This is a genomic window from Dactylosporangium sp. NPDC049525, from assembly GCF_040676755.1.
Lineage (GTDB): Bacteria > Actinomycetota > Actinomycetes > Mycobacteriales > Micromonosporaceae > Dactylosporangium.
The window spans coordinates 49995-68048 of the sequence record NZ_JBFAPO010000057.1; the positions used below are offsets into that span (position 1 = coordinate 49995).

Annotated in this window: 15 protein-coding genes; 2 read left to right on the forward strand and 13 right to left on the reverse strand. The window is 71.8% G+C overall.

Annotated elements, in window-relative coordinates:
- Positions 1-71 precede the first annotated feature (71 nt).
- Both AB0K00_RS46290 and AB0K00_RS46295 read right to left on the reverse strand, forming a co-directional pair.
- Entirely contained in the window at positions 72-1895 is a 1824-nt protein-coding gene (locus AB0K00_RS46290) for a hypothetical protein (RefSeq protein WP_363535664.1), read from the reverse strand.
- Positions 1896-1928: 33 nt separating this feature from the next.
- Positions 1929-3449 (reverse strand): sugar transferase, encoded by a 1521-nt coding sequence (locus AB0K00_RS46295; RefSeq protein WP_363535666.1) that lies wholly within the window; start codon positions 3447-3449, stop codon positions 1929-1931.
- A 547-nt stretch (positions 3450-3996) separates the two neighbouring features.
- Here AB0K00_RS46295 and AB0K00_RS46300 point away from each other — a divergent pair.
- Complete coding sequence (locus AB0K00_RS46300) at positions 3997-4890, forward strand: LCP family protein (RefSeq protein ID WP_363535669.1); 894 nt, start codon at positions 3997-3999, stop codon at positions 4888-4890.
- On the opposite strand, the gene AB0K00_RS46305 is transcribed toward AB0K00_RS46300, so the two are convergent.
- From AB0K00_RS46305 to AB0K00_RS46345, 9 genes are all read right to left on the reverse strand, one after another.
- Positions 4877-5983, reverse strand: coding sequence for an acyltransferase (locus tag AB0K00_RS46305; protein WP_363535672.1), 1107 nt, complete (start codon positions 5981-5983; stop codon positions 4877-4879). The two genes, AB0K00_RS46300 and AB0K00_RS46305, sit on opposite strands and share 14 nt — an antisense overlap.
- A gap of 25 nt (positions 5984-6008) precedes the next feature.
- On the reverse strand, positions 6009-7412 hold the full coding sequence (locus AB0K00_RS46310; RefSeq protein WP_363535675.1) for a glycosyl hydrolase family 28-related protein: 1404 nt from the start codon (positions 7410-7412) through the stop codon (positions 6009-6011).
- 46 nt (positions 7413-7458) lie between these two features.
- Entirely contained in the window at positions 7459-8676 is a 1218-nt protein-coding gene (locus AB0K00_RS46315) for a hypothetical protein (RefSeq protein ID WP_363535678.1), read from the reverse strand.
- A gap of 3 nt (positions 8677-8679) precedes the next feature.
- Positions 8680-10068 (reverse strand): hypothetical protein, encoded by a 1389-nt coding sequence (locus AB0K00_RS46320; protein WP_363535681.1) that lies wholly within the window; start codon positions 10066-10068, stop codon positions 8680-8682.
- Entirely contained in the window at positions 10065-11225 is a 1161-nt protein-coding gene (locus tag AB0K00_RS46325) for a glycosyltransferase (RefSeq protein ID WP_363535685.1), read from the reverse strand. The genes AB0K00_RS46320 and AB0K00_RS46325 overlap by 4 nt, the downstream gene beginning before the upstream one ends.
- Positions 11226-11233: 8 nt before the next feature.
- Positions 11234-12352, reverse strand: a complete 1119-nt coding sequence (locus AB0K00_RS46330; protein WP_363535688.1) for a glycosyltransferase — start codon at positions 12350-12352, stop codon at positions 11234-11236.
- The gene (locus AB0K00_RS46335; RefSeq protein WP_363535691.1) at positions 12336-13445 is read right to left on the reverse strand and encodes a glycosyltransferase; all 1110 of its coding nucleotides are present in this window, start codon (positions 13443-13445) and stop codon (positions 12336-12338) included. The genes AB0K00_RS46330 and AB0K00_RS46335 overlap by 17 nt, the downstream gene beginning before the upstream one ends.
- Before the next feature lie 132 nt (positions 13446-13577).
- On the reverse strand, positions 13578-14936 hold the full coding sequence (locus tag AB0K00_RS46340) for a hypothetical protein (RefSeq protein WP_363535694.1): 1359 nt from the start codon (positions 14934-14936) through the stop codon (positions 13578-13580).
- Positions 14937-15068: 132 nt separating this feature from the next.
- On the reverse strand, positions 15069-15635 hold the full coding sequence (locus AB0K00_RS46345; RefSeq protein WP_363535697.1) for a TetR/AcrR family transcriptional regulator: 567 nt from the start codon (positions 15633-15635) through the stop codon (positions 15069-15071).
- Positions 15636-15704: 69 nt separating this feature from the next.
- Between AB0K00_RS46345 and AB0K00_RS46350 the strand changes: the two genes are divergently transcribed.
- Positions 15705-16169 (forward strand): GNAT family N-acetyltransferase, encoded by a 465-nt coding sequence (locus tag AB0K00_RS46350; protein WP_363535700.1) that lies wholly within the window; start codon positions 15705-15707, stop codon positions 16167-16169.
- A gap of 35 nt (positions 16170-16204) precedes the next feature.
- Here AB0K00_RS46350 and AB0K00_RS46355 read toward each other — a convergent pair whose 3' ends face one another.
- Entirely contained in the window at positions 16205-17416 is a 1212-nt protein-coding gene (locus AB0K00_RS46355; protein WP_363535757.1) for a hypothetical protein, read from the reverse strand.
- Positions 17417-17567: 151 nt separating this feature from the next.
- Entirely contained in the window at positions 17568-18029 is a 462-nt protein-coding gene (locus tag AB0K00_RS46360; protein WP_363535702.1) for a DUF1203 domain-containing protein, read from the reverse strand.
- Between the last annotated feature and the right edge of the window lie 25 nt (positions 18030-18054).

The following is an 18054-nucleotide window of genomic DNA, read 5'->3' on the forward strand; positions in this document are numbered from 1 at the left end:
CGGGTCCCCGTCGCAGTCCCGGCACCGCGGTGGCGCGGATCAACGCGGCGCAGAATCGTCATGGATGCAGGTCATGGATGCAGATGGAAGATGATTGCGTCGGGCTGCTCCTCGCGGGTGATTCCCAGACCCTCGCCAGTGGCGGTCAGCGCGTGCTGCGAGAGGACCGCGCCCTCCGGCGGGTTCTGCCGAAGGCCGGCGTGCGGCTCTCGGAGCACGACCACGGTGCGCACGCCGATTGAGCGCAGGTAGGTCACACTGGCCTCGTCCGGGAAGTTGCGGGTGACCTGCCGGGTCTTCTCCAGTCCGACCGGGGCGAAGCTGCTCGAGCCGTTGGCCAGCTGCACGAAGTTGGTCGTCGACCACAACATGTACAGCTCGTCGTCCATCCAGTCCGTCGGCAGGACCAGGATCGGCCCCTCGAGGCTGGCGAACGCGGCGGGCGCCTTGGGCACCGTCGGGTACTGCGCCGTCTGAACGCCCTCAAGCAGGACCAGCGACACCGGCAGCAGCACCCCGAGCGCCAGCAGCGCCCGGGCTGACGCCGGTCGCAGGGTGCGCAGCCACGGGCCCAGACGTTCACCGGCGGCTGTCACCGCGCCCGCCGCCAGCATCGCCAGGAGCAGCGTCACCCACACGACCAGCCGGCCCGGCGTGCGGATCGCATCCCAGCCGGGCAGGTACTCGAACGCCATGCGGTAGAAGATGCTGACCGGTGCTCGCAGGCCCATGGCGAGCGTGACCGCCCCGGCCAGCGCGACCACCAGCCACAGCCGCCGGCGCCAGGACCACGTCGACAGCAGCAGTCCGATCGCCGCGAGAATGATCAGGGCATATCCCGGCAGCAGGATCGCCTCCCAGCCGCCGCGCCCCTCCAGTTGCGCGCGCAACCCCTGGTGGGCGTCGCCCCACAGCCAGTCGTCAGGTGACGCGGTGAGGAATCCCTCGATCGGCGGCGAGTAGAACAGCACGTCGGTGAGGGTGCGGCGGCCGTACGGGTAGATCTCGATCATTTTGAGGTACGGCACGGCCATGGCGCCGCTGACCGCGACGAAGATCAGCCCACCAACGACGTTGAGGCGCAGCAACCGCTTGTCGAAGCGTGGCCGGCGGCGCAACCAGTACGCGAGCGCGAACACACCGAGCACCGCGAGGGCGTAACCGAAGGGCAGGCCGATGCCGAAGCCGAGGGTCATCTGCCACGCGGCGACCGACCAGCCGGCCAGGACCCAGCGCGGCCGGGCGGTCTCCGGGCGGTAGCCGTGTCGCAGCGAGTAACCGTGGCCGCGGGCCAGCATGGCCAGGGCCAGCGCGATGCCGCCAGTCGACAGCACGTGCAGGTGGAACATCTGCACCCATCGCCACGGGGCGTATGCGAAGGCCCCGCCCGCCACGGCTGCGCCGGCAACGCGCGAACCGAGCTGACGGGCCAGCACATAAGCGCCGAAGAAGGCCAGCGCGAAGGCCAGCTCATACATGATGTTGTACCGCAGGATCGCGGCCTGTGGTCCGGACCCGATCAGGCTGGCCGGCAGGTAACCGAGCAGGGTGTCGGAGAACGCGAAGGCATACTGCTCACCGAGGGATGTGTTGCTCTGCCACAGCCTGCCCGGGTCGTGCAGGACCGCCCAGCCGCCCCACGACATCTCCCACGCCTGCAGCGAAGGGTCCCACGTGTCGCCGGGCAGCGTGTGCAACGGGTCGCGCATCGTCGGCCACGTCATCGCCACCGACAGCAGGATCGAGCACAGCGCCGCGAGGGTCCACTCGTGCGACAGGAGCCGGCCGGCGGAGCGCAGGATCCCGGCGGGGCGGGGTGGGTGCGCCTCGGCCGCGTCGGGCCCGTCGGGCTCGTCCTGCGCGAACTGAACGCCGGCTTCCGACCGATCTGACATGTTCATCCTATTCGATGGATTTGCGGTGCGAGGCTATCGGCCGCCGCCACGCAGCACCTCGCCGACGGTCCGCAGCAGCACCTTGACGTCGAGCCAGATCGACCAGTTCTCGATGTAGTAGTTGTCGAACCGGGCGCGGTCGGAGATCGGGGTGTCCCCACGCAGGCCACTGACCTGGGCCAGGCCGGTGAGCCCGACCGGGACGCGGTGGCGCATCGCGTAGTCGGGGTAGTTGGCGGTGAAACGGTCGACGAAGTACGGCCGCTCCGGGCGCGGGCCGACGACGGTCATGTCACCCCGCAGGATGTTCCAGAGCTGGGGCAGCTCGTCGATGGATGTGCGCCGCATGAACCGACCGACCGGGCCGATCCGGGAGTCGTTGGCCACCGACCACTTGGTCTGCGACTCCGTCTCCGAACTGGGCCGGATCGAGCGGAACTTGAGCACCTCGAACGGCTTGCCCTGGAAGCCGATGCGCTGCTGGCGGAAGAAGATGCCGCGGCCGCCCTCGACGAAGGTCGCGATCGCGGCGAGCAGCAGCACCGGACTCAGGATGGTCAAGGCCACGGAGGCGAAGATCACGTCGAAGGCGCGCTTGACGGCGCGGCGCGTGACGGACAGCGTCGGGCGGTGCACCCGGACCAGTGGGATCGCGCCGACGTGGTCGGGCACGCCGCCATCGGACGGGAACTCGTGCATCCGTGGCACGATCCACAGGTCGCACCGCCGCATGGCGGGCGAACGGGCGATCTCGATGAGGCGGCCCTCCGCGCAGGAAGGGTCGGCGATGATCACGACGTCGCACTCGGTGGTGCCGAACAGCGTCTCGATCTCGTCGAGCGTGCCGATGAACGGCATGATGTCGCGGCGGTCGTGCGTGCCGGGGTCCTCGTCGACGAAGCCGACCAGCCGCAGTCCGTATTGCGGGTAACGGCGCAGCAGACGGGCCAGTTCGACCGCGACCGGGCCGCCGCCGATGATGACCACACCGTGCTCGACCCAGCGTCTGCGCCGCGCGAAGATCACGGCGTTGGTGGTGACGGCACGGCCGATGAGCACCGCGAGCACCGAGATGCCCATCTCCCGGAAGAGCCCGGCGAGGTACGCCTGGGGCCCGTGCCGCTCGGCGAAGACGATCCCGACCATGGCACAGGCGATCAGCGTGCGCCCGAACAGTGCGGGCGCCAGGTCGAGGAAGCTCAGGTGCCGCCGGCCACGGTAGAGCCCGCCGAAGGCGAACAGCAGAACGCTGAACAGGGCCGCGACGCCGAGACCCTTCCAGTGCTGCAGGCTCCACAGCAACGGCACGAGAAACGCGAGCAGGTCGATCGGGACGGAGATCATCCAGGCCCGCAGCGACCGGGTCGACCGGGCGAACTTGGAGCCGAGGTAGGGCTGCACGACAGTGGGGCCGTCGATGTAGTCATGCTGACGTGAGCCGGAGCCGGAGTCAGCTGTGCGCTGCTCGGGCACCCACCACTGGAATGGCCCGGCCTCTACGTCCACGCCCGCCTTGGGTTTGACGTCGGCGGTCGGCTGCCGCGGATATGACACGTTCTCCCCCGAATGCCGGGCGACTGTCTGCCACCGCGGACGAACAGCATGCTAGTGGCTTCCCAGACATTCCCGCAGCCCGCGAGACGGCGCGAAATGCGGCCGTAACAGTGCCGTCACGGGACAATTCGCCTTTATCTTCAAAACAGGCAATTTCGGAAATGCAACCCGGCCCGATACAGGACGCCGCAGCATGCAGGGGATCAGTAGCATGGCGGTTATGCCAGCACGGGAGCCGTTCATCGACCCTGACGCCACGAGAGAGGTGGACGCTCGGACCGTCCCACGGCAGCGCTCCGAGCCGGCTCCGGACGACGCACTGAACCTGGACTTCGACCCTCCGGAGCGCAGCTCCAGTTCCCGGCAACGCATGAAAGCCAGGACGAAAACCGCGACGGAGACCGGGCCGGAGACCGAACCGAAAACCAGGCGACCGCCTATGCGGCGTGGCAAGCGAATCCTTTTGATCTGCCTGGCTTCGCTGGTTGTCGTGATCGGTTTACTCGCTACAGGTGGCGCGATATACGTCAATTCGGTCGAAAATCGGGTGAAGCGGGTCGAAGCGTTCGATCAGGTGCCCGAGGACGACCGTCCGCCGAAGGTCGAGGCCGCGAAGAACGCGATGAACTTCCTGGTGCTCGGCAGTGACACCCGCGATCCGAACACCCCAGGCGGCTCGCGCAGCGACACGATCATCCTGATGCACCTGACCAAAGACCACTCCGCAGCGGACCTGATCTCGATCCCCCGCGACACGTGGGTGCACGTGCCGAAGTCCGCGAATGGCAAGTTCGGCAACACCGACGCGAAGATCAACGCGGCCTACGCGTGGGGTGGCGTGCCGCTGACCGTGCAGACCGTCGAGGCGTTCACCGGGGTGCGGATCGACCACGTGGCGATCATCGACTTCGCCGGGTTCAAGGAGATCGTCGACGCGCTCGGCGGTGTGGAGATCGACGTCGAATCGACCTTCACCTCCACGCACTCGCTGAACAAGGACAGCATCCGGCACTTCACCAAGGGCCCGCAGACCATGGACGGTGCGGCGGCGCTCGACTACGCCCGCGAGCGCTACGCGTTCGCCGACGGTGACTTCGCCCGCATCCGCCACCAGCAGCAGGTGATCAAGGCCATCCTGAACAAGGCCGTCTCCGGCGGGCTGCTCACCGATCCGGGCCGGCTCAACGCGTTCCTGAAGGCCACCGCCGACGCCGTCACGGTCGACAAGGACCTGGACATGTTCTCCGTGGCCAACGACCTGCGGCACCTGCGCGGCGAGAACCTCACGTTCCTCACGAACCCGAGCAAGGGCACCGGCATGATCGGCAGCGAGAGCGTGGTCCTGCCCGACCTGCCAGCCAGTAAGGCGCTGTTCGACGCGGTACGTCAGGACCTGCCATTGCCCGGAGCTCCGGCGGCGCCGGCCGTCACACCGAGCTGACGTTCCCCGCGGCCGGCGCGACGGGCGCCGCCGCGGCGGGCGTCGCGGCGGGCGTCGCGGCAGGTTCGCCTGACCGCCGCGTGCGACTGAGCCGGCGGCCCACACCGATCGAGGGCAGCTCCAGCAACCGGTGAACCAGCCAACCGATCCCGGTCGTTGCCGCCACGTCGACGGCGACGACAGCCCATCCGTCCGGCAGCCACGTCAGCCGCTCCGTGACAGCCATCACGATGGGATGGATCAGGTACACCGCGTAGCTGATCGCGCCGAGCAGCACCAGCGTCCGGCCGAACCGGTGCCGGCGAGCGACGTAGAAGCCGCCGAACAGCGCGAGCCCGGCGAGGAACGAGGCCGAGTAGGTGAACGGCGGCCACTCGCCCCCGCCGTCGACGCCGACGTAGGCCCCGGCCGGCACCGCGACGGCGCCCGCCGCCAGCAACCCCTGCCAGGCCCGGTGGCCGCGGGCGTCGCGCAGGTGCAGCGCGTGTCCCAGCGCCGCCACGAACAGCAGCATCGGCAGGGTCGTGGGCAGGTCGCGGCCGGTGGTCATCTCGCCGACGCACAGCAGCAGGTACAGCGCGAGCCAGCCGTACCCCGCGTAGACGGCGGTGTCGAGCAGCCGGATCGCCTTGGCGGCCGCGGACTGCACGTAGAACAGCAGCTCGATGCTGAGCGTCCAGGCCGGCGGCAGGATGCTCAACGCGCCGACCAGGCCGTGCAGCATCGCCACGTTGAGCAGCACGACCGGCGCGCCCGCACCGCCGAGCGCCCCGGGGTCGGCCAGCAGATAGAGGGCGAACGCCAGCCAGTACACCGGGTAGAGGCGGAAGAAGCGGCGCACCGCGAACGCCCGGAGACTCTGCCCCGCCAGGCTCAACGGGATCACGTATCCGCTGACCAGGAAGAACGCCACGACACCGACGCGGCCGAGGTCGACCCAGTCGTGGCTCCACGCCCGGTATCCCGGGTACTGGTCGGCGATCAGGTGCTGCGCGAGCACCATGAACGCGGCGACCCCGCGGGCCCCTTCGAGAAACGTGATCCGCCTGGTGCGGTCGACCGCCGCCGTCGGCAGCGCCTGCTGCGTCTGCATGTCTTCTCCCCCGTGTGCCGACCGGTCAGCCGTCGGCGAGCACTTTGATCGCCCCGCCCGGAAAACGCGCGCACAGCTGGGTCTGGCCGCCGACGGTCCGCACGAACAGCCGCACCGCGCCCGCGTCCGGCGGTGGCGGTGTCTCCTGCGCGCGCAGGTCGAACGCCGGGCGCACGACCAGGTTCTTCGTCGTGTCGCCGACGCCGGAGACGAGCTCCACCTGGGTCGACGGGGCCGGCTTGCCGATCCACCCCAGGCCGGTGCCCGGAGTGGTGCCGCCGCCGTCGGACACCGCGCCCGGCTGGCTGAGCAGGGCGCGGATGCTGGACAGCCCCCGATCGGCGCCGAAGTCGACGGCGGCGGTCCCGCAGTTCATGATCTTCGTGTCAACGAGGATGCCGGCGGGCTCGGTCGGCTTCGGACCGGCGAGCAGCTGCAGGCCGACCTCCTGCGGATGGTTGTAGCCGGCGATCAGGCCGCCGACCCAGCGGCAGTCGCTGCGCGAGACCCGCACGCCGATGCCGCCGTTGAAGTCGGCGTAGCAGTTCATGCAGTTGATCGCACCGGCCGCGAGCTCGAACGCGACGTTCTGCTCCATGCCCCAGGCGTGGCAGTTGACCATCGACGTGCCGGTGCTCTCGCCCGCGAGCCGGAACCCGGTCACGTTGTTCTGCGACGACACGCAGTTGAGGAACATCGAGTCGTGCGGGCCGTTGAAGTTGACGCCGTGCCCGTCGTTGTCATGGGTGCGCAGCGCGGTGAGACGCGCCTCCATCTGATGCGACGGTGGAGGCAGGGCCGCAAGCGTGCCCCATTCGCTGTAAATACCATCATTGCGGCAGTTGTACGCGATCACCTCGGTGAGCTCGTAGCCGTAGCCGTAGAGACGCAGCCCGTACCCACCGTTGGGGTTGTGCTGCTTGTTGCCGTCCAGAGCAAGGTCACGGACGCTGAAGTTGCCGATGCCGCCTTCGTCACGGCTGCCGGAGAGCTTCTCGAAGCGGTCCGACTCGATGATCGCGCTGTTGGCGCCCGGTCTGAGCCGCAGCAGGGTCGCGTCACCACCCGCGCCGCGCAGGTGCACGCCGGAGTACACGGTGAGCTTCCCCGTGAGGTAGACGCCAGGCGGCACATACACGATGCCGCCGCTCTGCCGGGCGGCCGCGATCGCACGCTGCAGGGCGTGGGTGTCGTCGGTCTTGCCGTCGCCGTGGGCGCCGAGGTCACGGGCGTTGAAGACCATCACCGCGGACGGTTCCGCGCCGTCGGCGGGGTCGGTCCCGTCCCGCATCAGCGCGCCGACCGCGGCCGCGCCCAGGAGGGTGGCTCCGGTGCCCGCGACCAGCGCACCACGCCGGTTGAACAGCGCACGCCGGGTGACCGACGTGCGCCAGTCGGCGTCGAACCGGCCGGCGGGGTCGTCGATCATCGGGTCCCCATCTGCTGAAGGTGTGAAGCGCGCACGGTCGATGCAATCATGCCGATGCCGCCGGGTCCAAAGTCGTCACCCGCTCAGGCTCGACCTGCGGCGGCGTGCCCCGGGCCCGCAGCACGTACCAGACCACCACGGCCGCCTCGGTGACAGCCAGTTGCAGGAACAGCCCGGACACCTGGTGAACCACGGCGATCGACACGGCGAGCCCGCCGAACGCGACCACCCGCGAGCCGACCGCCGAGGCCAGGAACCGGCGCGGGGCCGCCCGGATCATGTGCCGGACCGACAGCCACGTCGACACCGCCAGCATCGCCTTGTACACGCAGAACAGCGCGATCACGCCGACCGCGACCCGGGTGAGCTCGTCGGCGAGGACGCCGCGCACCCACGAGCTGCCCAGGACAGCCGCGCTGACCGCCACCAGCAGCACACCGGTGAACACGCGGGTACCGGTGAGGAACCTGCTGGCACGCCCGCCGACGATGTCCTCCCGGGTGCTCGCCGACAGGGCCACGTGGAACGGCCCGAACGCGAGCTCCATGGCCCGCAGCACCACGATCGCGTCGACGCCCACGATGCGGCCCGCGACGGAGGGCAGCGCGACCGAGTACGACAGGTCGACCCCGGCGGCGAGGCAGTACGCGGACCCGACCCGCACGCTGGCCAGGTACGGTGGCCGGACCGTCCGGTCGGGCGCGCCGCCGCGGCGCAGCCACACCCAGCCGAGCACCAGCAGCTGCGCGGGGACCGCCGCGACGTCCAGGCGCTGGTGCGTCAACGCCAGGGCCGCGCCGGCGACGAGGGTGCCGGCGGCGGTGAGCTGCGGCACCAGGTTCGCCAGCTGCCGGGACCGGGTGCGGGCGGTCGACCAGAACGCCGCCTCCAGGGGCAGCTGCAGCAGCACCGGCGCGATCATCGCGAGCCGGCTCCACGGCGTGACGTCGGGCAGCGCGATCAGCGCCGACAGGTACGCGACGGCGCCGACCGGCACGATCGTCACCACCGCGGCCCGGCGCGCCCACCGTTCGAGGTCCCAGCCGGCCGGCACCAGGCCCGCCGAGAGCGGCCGGCCGACCAGGGCCTCGATCAGGGTGTACGGGATGGCGAGCAGCGTGCCCTGCAGCGCGACCAACGCGAGGTGCGGCTGGTCGGTCCACGACGCGAGCAGGAAGATCACGACGCTGCTGAGCCGGGTGAGGGCCTGCACCGACAGTTGCGAACGCTGCAGCGCAGCTACCGTACGTCGGGCGAAGCGCATCGCTCAGGCCTCCTCAGCCGGGACGTCCGTGGGCACGGCGACCGGGGCGGACGATACGGTCGTGGCCACGACGAACGCGGCCAGGCACAGCATGGCGCCGTCGTACTCCCATGCCTCCAGCACCAGGAACGAGGCGGCGAGCCCGGCGAGCACCGCGACCGGCACCACGGCGGCGGGTCGGGTGGCGGTGTCCCTGGCCAGACGCACCAGCAGCACACCGATCAGCACCACCGTCGCGAGGGCGACGACCGGCCCGAACTGCAGGGCCAGGCTCACGTAGTAGTTGTCGACGAAGACCGGCTCGCCGTGGGCGAACCGTGAGTTCGACGCGGCACCGGCCGCACCCACCCCGCGGCCCCACCACGGCAGGTCGTGGCGCAGCAGGTCGGCCCACACGTCGAAGCGCTGGAACAGGCTGGTGGCGCCGGTCGCCCCGACGGTCACGAAGCCGGCCGCGACCAGCGCGAGCACGCCGAGTCCCAGGAACCGCGCCTGGCGCCGGCGGGCCGCACCGCCACCCCGGTTGAGGACCACCGCGGCGATCACCCCGCCGGCCAGCAGCACCGCGCCGGACCGGCTGGTGCTCAGCGCGAGGCACAGCCCGGCGGCGATCGCGCCGGCGTGCCAGGAGCGCTGCCGTGGGCGGCTGGCCGGGTCGAGCCACAGCCCCACGTAGCCGAGCAGGTACGCACCGGCGAGCATGCCGAGGTCGGCGTTGAAGTCGGTGAGGCCGGGCGCCCGGAAGTTGCCGTCGATGTACCGGATGGCCCGGCCGTGATCGAGACCCCACGCGGCGAGCCGTCCCGGCCCGAGCACCACTTCGAGGAGCGCCGCGACACCGTTCGCGACGAGCAACCACGCGAGAACGCTCGCGAAACGCAGCCGGTCGCGGGCCGGCTGGGCGGCGACCAAACCCAGCAGCAGCAGCGGGAACACCACGTATCGCACCCCGAGCAGGCTCTGCGCGACGCTGTGATGCGCCACGCCGACCGCGACGCCCAGCAGCAGCACCGCGCACACGACGCCGCCGGCCACCAGCCGGCCGCGGCCGGGCGGCCGCCCGCCGCGCAGCACCGTGACCGCGGCCGCAGTGCAGTGGACCAGCACCACGAGCACGATGGACTGATCGAGCAGATATTCACGCCCGCCGAACGCCGCGCCGAAGACGTGCTCGACCCCCGTCGCCCACAGCCCCAGGGAGGTGGTGGCCACGATCGCGACGTACACCAGGCCGGCGAACGGCTTGGCCAGCACGTAGCCCAGCAGGGCGAGGACCGGCGGCAGCCACGGCGACAGTCCGGCCAGGGCGCAGCCCACGACCGCGAGCACCGCCGCGACCACCGCGACCCCGACCTGCCATGAGGTCTCGCGCATGCGCTCGCGGATGCTCACCCGTGCTCCCTGAGCGTGCCGGGCCGCCCGGTCCGCGCGCCGGCGACCGCGTGGTAGGCCTCGAGCACCGCGTCCACATGGGCCGGCCAGTCCAGCCTGACCCCGTCGTCGGCGGCGGAGGCGGCGAACGCCGCGTATTGCGCGTCGGTGCTGAGGACCGCCTGCCGCACGGCCCCGGCCAGCGTGGCCGTGTCGGTGAACTCGACGACCGAGCCCGCCGACGCCATCGGCGGCCGGGCGATGGCGCTGCTGATGATGGGCCGACCGGCGCGCAGCGCCTCGACGCAGGAGATCGGGAAGTTCTCCACCCACTGGCTGGGAAACACCAACCAGCCGGCCTCGGCCAGGGCGGCGGCCTTCCCGGCGGCGTCGAGGAAACCCAGGTAGCGCAGCGTCGGGTCGGCCGCGGCGGCCGCCTCCACGGCGGCGCGGGCCGGGCCGTCGCCCGCCACGAGCAGCGTCGCGCCGACCTCGGGGCCGACCGCCCGCCACGCCTCCAGCAGCACCTCGATGCCCTTGTGCGGGCTCAACGCGCCCATGAACAGCAGCACGTCACGGCGTCCCGGCGGCCAGTCGCTGCCCATGCTCTCCGGCACCGCGAGGGGCACCACCCGGCCGGGCAGCCGCCGGGCGCCGGGCACGTGCGCGGCGAGCAGGTCGCGGGTGCGGGCGGCCGGCCACAGCGTGGTGACCCGGCGCAGCCTGCGGACCAGCCAGGCGGAGCGCAGGTCGAGCAGCCGGTCCAGCGGCCCGGAACGGCCGCGGTTGGCCAGCGCGTTGTTCGGGTCGGCGATCGCATAGTCGTGCACGGTGTGCACGACTGCGTGGGCCCGTGCGAGGGCCGCGACCGGCAACGCCCCGATGCCCTGCCAGTTGTGCACGTGCACGACGTCGGGGGCGAAGTCGCGTAGATCGGCCGGACCGGCCCCGGTCGGGTCGAACACGTCGCCCAGGTGCGTGAACAGCTTGCGTGCCCTGGGCACACGCGCGGACACCCGGGTGCTCAGGACGCCGTCGCCGGGCTGGGCGTTCGCCGACGCGCGCGCGAAGACCCGCACCTCGTGGCCGCGTGCCTCGAGGTCGCGGGAAAGATCCCGGACGTATTGCTCAGCACCGCCGAGCAAGGCGAACGACGAGTGGACCATGGCGATACGCACGCGGAACCTTACCCTTCACCGGGTTCGGGCACCGCCTCGGGAACCGGCTGCGGGCGTGCCGTCGCGAACCGCACGCCGACGTGCCCGGCCAGTTCCTCGGCCGCTTGCCGCCAGCCGCGATGCGCCGCCGCGGGCGGCGCCTTCCACGTGTCGAGCGCGCGCAGCGCCGCCGCCAGTGCCGCGCCGGTCCAGGTGGCCATCCGGATCGCATCGCCGCCGGTCGCCTCATGCAGCGCCGGATCGGGCGAGATCACGGTCGGGGTACCGAGCCGCATGGCCTCGGCGGCCGGCAGCCCGTACCCCTCGAAATGGCTCGGCATGAGGAAGGCCGCCGCGCCGGCGAGGGTGGCGAGGTAGTCGGCGTCGCTGAGGCGATCCAGGAACACGACCCGGGCGGCGGCCGGCGACGCCGCAGCGGCCCGCTCGAACGCCTCGACGCGCTGCCCGCCGGTGAGCACGGCCAATGTGTACCGGGGGTGCTCGGCCAGTGCCTCGACGGCGAGTTCGACGCCCTTATGCGCGGCGTGGCCGGGCACCACGAGATACGGCCGCCCGCGCAGGGCTGCCGGCAGTTCGCCCGGGGACCCGGCGACGTCGCTGCCCGGATGCCAGACGCGGGTCCGCTCGACCGGCACGCCGTAGACGCCGAGCAGGTCGTGTTGCGTGCGGGCGCTGACGCACAGCAGCCGCTCGGAGCGGCTCACCGCCATGCCGTAGCTGGTCTTGCGGTACTGGCGCACCGCCGCCGGCAGGTCGTGCGGCCACAGTTTGAACGCCAGGTCGTGCATGACGGTGACGACCGGCAGGCGGCTGCCGGCGACGGCGATCGACGGGCTGAGCGACAACAGCCGCGTCGTGGCGGGATCGAGGTCCGCGGTCGCCCGGCGCAGGGCCGTGGTGGCCGCCGCGATCGATCTGCCCCGGCCACCGGCCTGCCGGCTCGCGGTCCGCACGTCGGCCTCGACGCCGTCCGGCACGTCCCATCCGGCTGGCACCGCGACCAGTTCCAGGCGGTGCCCGCCGGGCCAGAAGCGGACGATCTCGGTGAGCACCCGGGTGATGCCGCCCGGACCGACACCGCTGCAGTCGACGACCGTCGACGTGGGAGCCTCAGCCGCTGGTCGCATCGGTGACCCATTCCCTCATCCGGTGGGCGAACCGCTCCGGGGAGAACCGCGCCGCCTGCTCCTGCATGCGGCGCTGGGTGGACAGGCGCGGCAGGCGACGGACGGCCTCCACGTGCGGCGCGGGCTTCAGGGAGTCCACCAGGTAGCCGGTCTCGCCGTCGACGACCGTCTCGAGCAGCCCCCCGCGACCCAGACCGATCACCGGTGTGCCGCACGCCTGGGCCTCGACCGGGATGATCCCGAAGTCCTCGTGCGCCGGGAACAACAGCGCGCGGGCTCCCCAGTACAACTCGCGCAGCCGCTCTTTCGACGGCCGGACCTCGAACGTGACGGGCACGCGGGCCGCGGCGGCGAGCTTCCTAAGGCGCGCCTCCTCCGGGCCGGAGCCGGCGATCATCAGCGGCAGCCCGGCCTCGTCCGCGATGGCGATCATGAGATCGAAGTTCTTGTACGGGATCCAGCGTCCGACCCCGAGCAGATAGTCACGCGGCTGTGCACGCTGTGCGTCGGGCGCTGCGGCGAAGTACTCCACGGCCACCGGCGGATTGACCACGACGGCGTCGCGCCGCCAGAACCGCCGGATTCGCGCCTGCACCTCACGTGAGTTGGCCGCGTAGGAGTGCACGTGCCGGTTGAGCCGCGAGTCGACGACCTGCAGCAGTTTGCGCGGTGCGCGCAGCACCGGGTTCGCGCCGCGACCGTCGAAGGACGGGCTCCAGACATATCGCGCCGGTGAGTGCACGTAGCTGAGGTACCGCGTCGCCTCGTGCGAGCCGAGCCTGACGGTGTGCGCGAACGCGTGGCTCGAGGAGATCACGACGTCGAACGTGGCGCGGCGATCCAGGGTCCGCCAGACCAGCGGCATCATCGGCAGCGCGAGGGCCTTGCTGCGACGCAGCGGCGTGCGGGCCAGCCACGACTCGCGCAGACCCAGTCCCTCGGCACCGGCGTCATGCTCCGCCCACAGCACGTAACGCGCCGCATGCGGCAGGAGGCCGGCGATGGCCATGAAGACCTGCTCCGAGCCGCCGGTGGCGCTGAACCACTCGTGGACCAGCGCGACCGACGAGCCCTCCAGAAGCCCCGCGCCCAACTGCCTCTCGCTGTCGTGCACGACACCCCCGTTGCGTCCGCGCGCCATGACGGCGCCCACATGAAACGGGCTTACGTGCACGCTGTCAACAGACTGTGACACATACTTCCCCGCGGCCGCGGCCCCGCTTGTTCAGCTGTGGTGCTGCCACAGGTCCCGGAACGGCTGCCAGTCGCCGCCGAGGACCTCCTCGCAGAGCGCCTCCATGAGGACCGCGGCGTTGCCGTCGTCGCGGTTCCACCAGATGCCGCACAACGCCCGGCCGTCGGACTCCTTGAACGCGTACTCGACGTACTGGCCGGCCGCGCCGCTCCCGCCCGCCTTCGGCCCGGGTGCACCCTGACCGGGCGCAAGCCCCGGCGAGGTGACGCTCAGCTGGACCCGGAACGCACGGGCAGCGTCCCGCTCGGTCTGCGACGCGTACTGCGCGAAGTGCACGGATACCCCGCCGTACCGGCAGAAGACGTGCTTGGTCTCGTCGGAGGGCAGCTTCGGGCCGCCGGTGTCGGTGTTGGTCGCGCAACCGCCCATGTCCTCGAGCCATGGCGTGGCGAGTGGCAGCAGGTCGCCGTCGAACTTCGCCTTGTTCAGCGTGGCCTGCGCGCGCGTGAACGCGCTGAGCGACGGGCTCGACGACGCCGTCGGCCCGGGCACCGGGTCGTTGCCGGCCTGATCCTTGCCGCCGGCGCCGAGGAAGTAGCCGCCGACGCCGGCGAGCACCGCGACGATCACGGCCGCCACCACCGTCCAGACGAGCGTCCGGCTGCCGGACGGGCGGGCGTTCACGTCGCCGAGCGCGGGAATCGGCTCCTCATGGACCGGCGAGCCCCAGCTCTGCTGCGGCGGGGCGGACGTCGGCGAGCCGACCGGAGGCCACGAGCTGTGCGCCGGCTGCGGGGAAGTCGGCACGCTTGCGGCCACCTGCGCGGCATTCCACGAACCGGGCGTCGGCTGCGGCGGTATCGGCGTGGGCATGGGCTGCGCCACCGGGGCGGCGCCGGCCGGGCCACCCGTCCAGTACGGACCACCGGAGGTCTGCGCCTGCCCGTACGGTGGGCCGGACGCCTGCCCGTACGGTGGGGCGGACGCTTGGCCGTGCGGCGGCGCTGACGCTTGGCCGTGCGGCGGCGCGGACGCCTGCCCGTGCGGCGGCGCGTACTGCTGCTGGGCCGGGTTCTGCTGTGGGTACTGCTGCTGGGCCGGGTACTGCTGCTGGGCCGGGTTCTGCTGTGGGTACTGCTGCTGCGCGTATTGCTGCTGCGGGTAGGGCTGCTGTTGAGGCTGCGGCGGGTATACCTGGGCCGGCTGCTGCTGCGCCGGGGGCTGCTGCCAGTTCGGCGTCAGCGGCGCGGTCTGCTGGTCCCAGTTGGCCTGCTGCGCCTGCTGCTGCGGCGGCTCGGCCGGTGGAGGCAGGGGTGGCCACACCGCGGGTGGCCACTCGCCCTCCGCTGGATAGCCGGCACCTGGTTCCGCACGCCCCTCGTCACTCACGTGGCGCAGGGTATCAACGCTCGGCTAATTGTCCAGTCCGCATTCTCGGTCGGATGGATCACAGAGGGTCGCCGGTCTTCGGAGGATCGATGGCGTGGATCACTCCCCGCGTGGGCCCCGCTGCCCGCCCCGTCAGGAAAGGTCGAAGGCTTCGAGCGCGAGATCCAGCATCGCCGCCTGCACGGCGGGAGGGTAGGCCTCCGGGTCGGCGGACGCGAACGCCGCCGCGCCCTCCACCATGGCGATGAGCGCGACCGTGACGGTCGCCGGGTCCTGCCGCGGCCCGGCGGCCTCGACGAGCCGGCCGATCCTGGCCCGCCAGGCCCGGTTGCCGGCCCGGTGCATGGCGATCAGGTCCTCGTCGGCGACGGCGGCGGCCAGGAACCCCAGCCACACCGTGCTCTCCGCGGTGGTCTGCGGGTCGAGGGCGAGCCCCTGGTGCAGCACCGCGCGCAGCGCCGCCCGGGGCGAGTCCGCGGCGGCCTCCAGGGCCTCGACACGGGCGCGGGTCGTGTCGTGCAGCAGCTGCCGGGCGTGACGCAGCAGCGCCCGCCGGTTGGGGAAGCGGTGCATGACGAGCCCGGTGGTGCAGCCCGCGGCGGCGGCGACGGCCCTGATCGTCAGTCCCTCCAGCCCCTGCTGGGCCAGGACGTCCCAGACGGCCCTCGACAGCCGCTCACCCTGCTCCTGACGTGGCACGGGTCGCACTCCCTCATCTCGTAACAACTGTTACCGTAACACCTGTTACGAGGAGCGGAGGGGACGACGATGACGGACTGGACCATCGGGGCGCGCGCCTGGGACGACCCGGCGGGTGCCGCCCTGCGCGCCGCGCAGCGGGCCGAGCTCGACGCGCGCTACGGCAGCGACGACCACGAGCCCGGCGCCGCCCCGTCCGCCGGGGACATCGACCTGTTCCTGGTGGCGGTCAGCGACGCCGACGGCGCCCCGGTCGGCTGCGGTGCCCTGCGCCGCCTGGACCCGGCCACCGCCGAGATCAAGCGGATGTACGTGGTGCCCCCGGCCCGCGGCACCGGTGTCGCCGCGGCGGTCCTGCGCGCCCTCGAGGCGGCGGCACTGGACCGGGGCTGGACGACGCTGCGCCTGGAGACGGGCACGGAGCAGCCGGACGCCCAGCGCTTCTACGAGCGGGAGGGTTACCACCGCATCCCGCTCTTCGGTGGGTACGCCGGCTCCACGCTCTCGGTCTGCTACGAGCGCACCCTGCGCTGAGAACGGTCGTCCCAGCGCAGGGTGCGAGTGCGGCGTCAGGCGGTGACGATGGTGCCGTCCGCCTTGCGGGTGCAGGTGACGGTGCGGGCGGTCCCGGCCGCGGCGCCGGTCAGGCACTTGCCGAGCACGGCGTGCCCGGCGGCGCTGGGGTGCCACGACTCCTGGCAGGTCTGGAAGTACGACACGCAGGTGTTCGCGATCCGCTGGATGGCGATCTTGTCCTTGCCGGCAAGGCTGGTCACGAACACGCCGGACGCGCCGTCCTGCAGGCGGATCGGGGTGGCGAGGGCGTTGGCGGGGCTGCCGGCGCGCTCGCACAGCCGGGCGCCGTCGAAGGCGTGCTGGACGTTGAGGTAGACCAGGTCGTCGCCGGGGAACTCGGCGGCCAGGGTGTCGCGGGTGGAGCGCACGATCGTGCCGAGGCTCTGCGAGAAGGCGTGGCCAGGCGCGAGGCTGGCCCGGTGGATCGGGCAGCCCGCGGCGTACCGCTCGGCGCCGAGGTCACGGAACTTGTCCCGGTCGTCCTGCCGGCCGTCCTCCTCCCAGTAGCTCTGCTCGAGGTCGAACGGCAGCGGGTTGGTGTAGTCCTGGAAGACCACCCGGTGCTGCCCGTCGGCGTCGATCTGGTCGAGGGTGCTCAGCAGCTGCCGCACCGCGGCGGTCGTCTCCGCCGTCGCGGCCGCGACCTGCGCCGCGGTGGCGAGGTCGTCGGCGGTGCAGGGCTCCTGCTCAACCGGGCCGTTGAGGTAGGCCCAGAACTCCCACCAGCCGGTCCACGCGTCCGCGATGAACCGGTTCGCGCACTTCTCGGCCACGTCGCCGAAGGTGAAGGAGCTGTTGTTGGAGCCGAGGCCCACCAGGACCAGGTCGATGTCGTGAGTCTGCGCGACGGCCCTGAGCTGGTCGAGCTGCGCGGCGACGGTGCGGCCCTTGTCGCGGGCGCCGGACGGGTTGGCGATGTCCTGCGGCCGGCCGCCGGAGCACGCCAGGTTGAAGCGGGCCTGGATGCCGGGCAGCGTCGCCTGGTTCAGCGAGGCGTTGGCGGAGCGGTGGCAGAAGAAGGCGTTGGTGTTGGGCGCGGACCAACCGGGGAACGGTTGTGCGACGCCGTTGACGTCGACGACCGGCTGGTAGCTGCCGGCGCCCTCCCCGCTGATGAAGCTGTCGCCGAGGGCGACGGCGGCGGTCGGCAGGGCGGCGGCAGCCGGCAGCCCTGGCACGACCGCCGCGCCGGTGGCGGCCAGCATGCCGGCCACCACCAGGGCGGTGCGACGGAACACGGACACGGCGGTCTCCTCGATCCCATCGAATGTGAGAAATCCTCTGGGTCGGGATCAGATCATGGGATCTACATGTCCGTCAATGTTTCGATGTCATTTCCCGATAAAACCGGTGGGTTTAGTCATGAAGTCGGGTCACGGTGAACATGAAGCAGCCGTAGGCGACGTTGCGGGAGTCGACGCGGACCACCGCCGGCTCCCGCAGGATCGCCGCCAGCACACCCTCGGGGTCGGAGCCGTCGTGCACGCGGGTCGCGGGATGGATCCAGCCGCGCGCGTCGTAGGCCCGCAGCACCTGCGACCGGCCGCGCCAGCCGTCCGGGTAGCCGGTCCCCGCGGGCCCGTCGCACCGCTCGGCGTGCGCGAAGACCGGGCCGATCTCCCGGTACGGGCTCGGCGGCAACACTGGTTCGTATCCGAACAGGATGAGCCGCTCGCCGTCGACCGCGTCGCGCAGGCAGCAGCGCAGCGGCTCGCCACCACCCGCCACCACGGCCTCTATCGCGTTGCCGGACACGTCGGTCCCCTTGCCCCGCACCGATTCCAGCGTGCCGGGGTCGATCGCGTGAATCGTGAACATGCCCCGATCCTGTCCCACCCGGGCC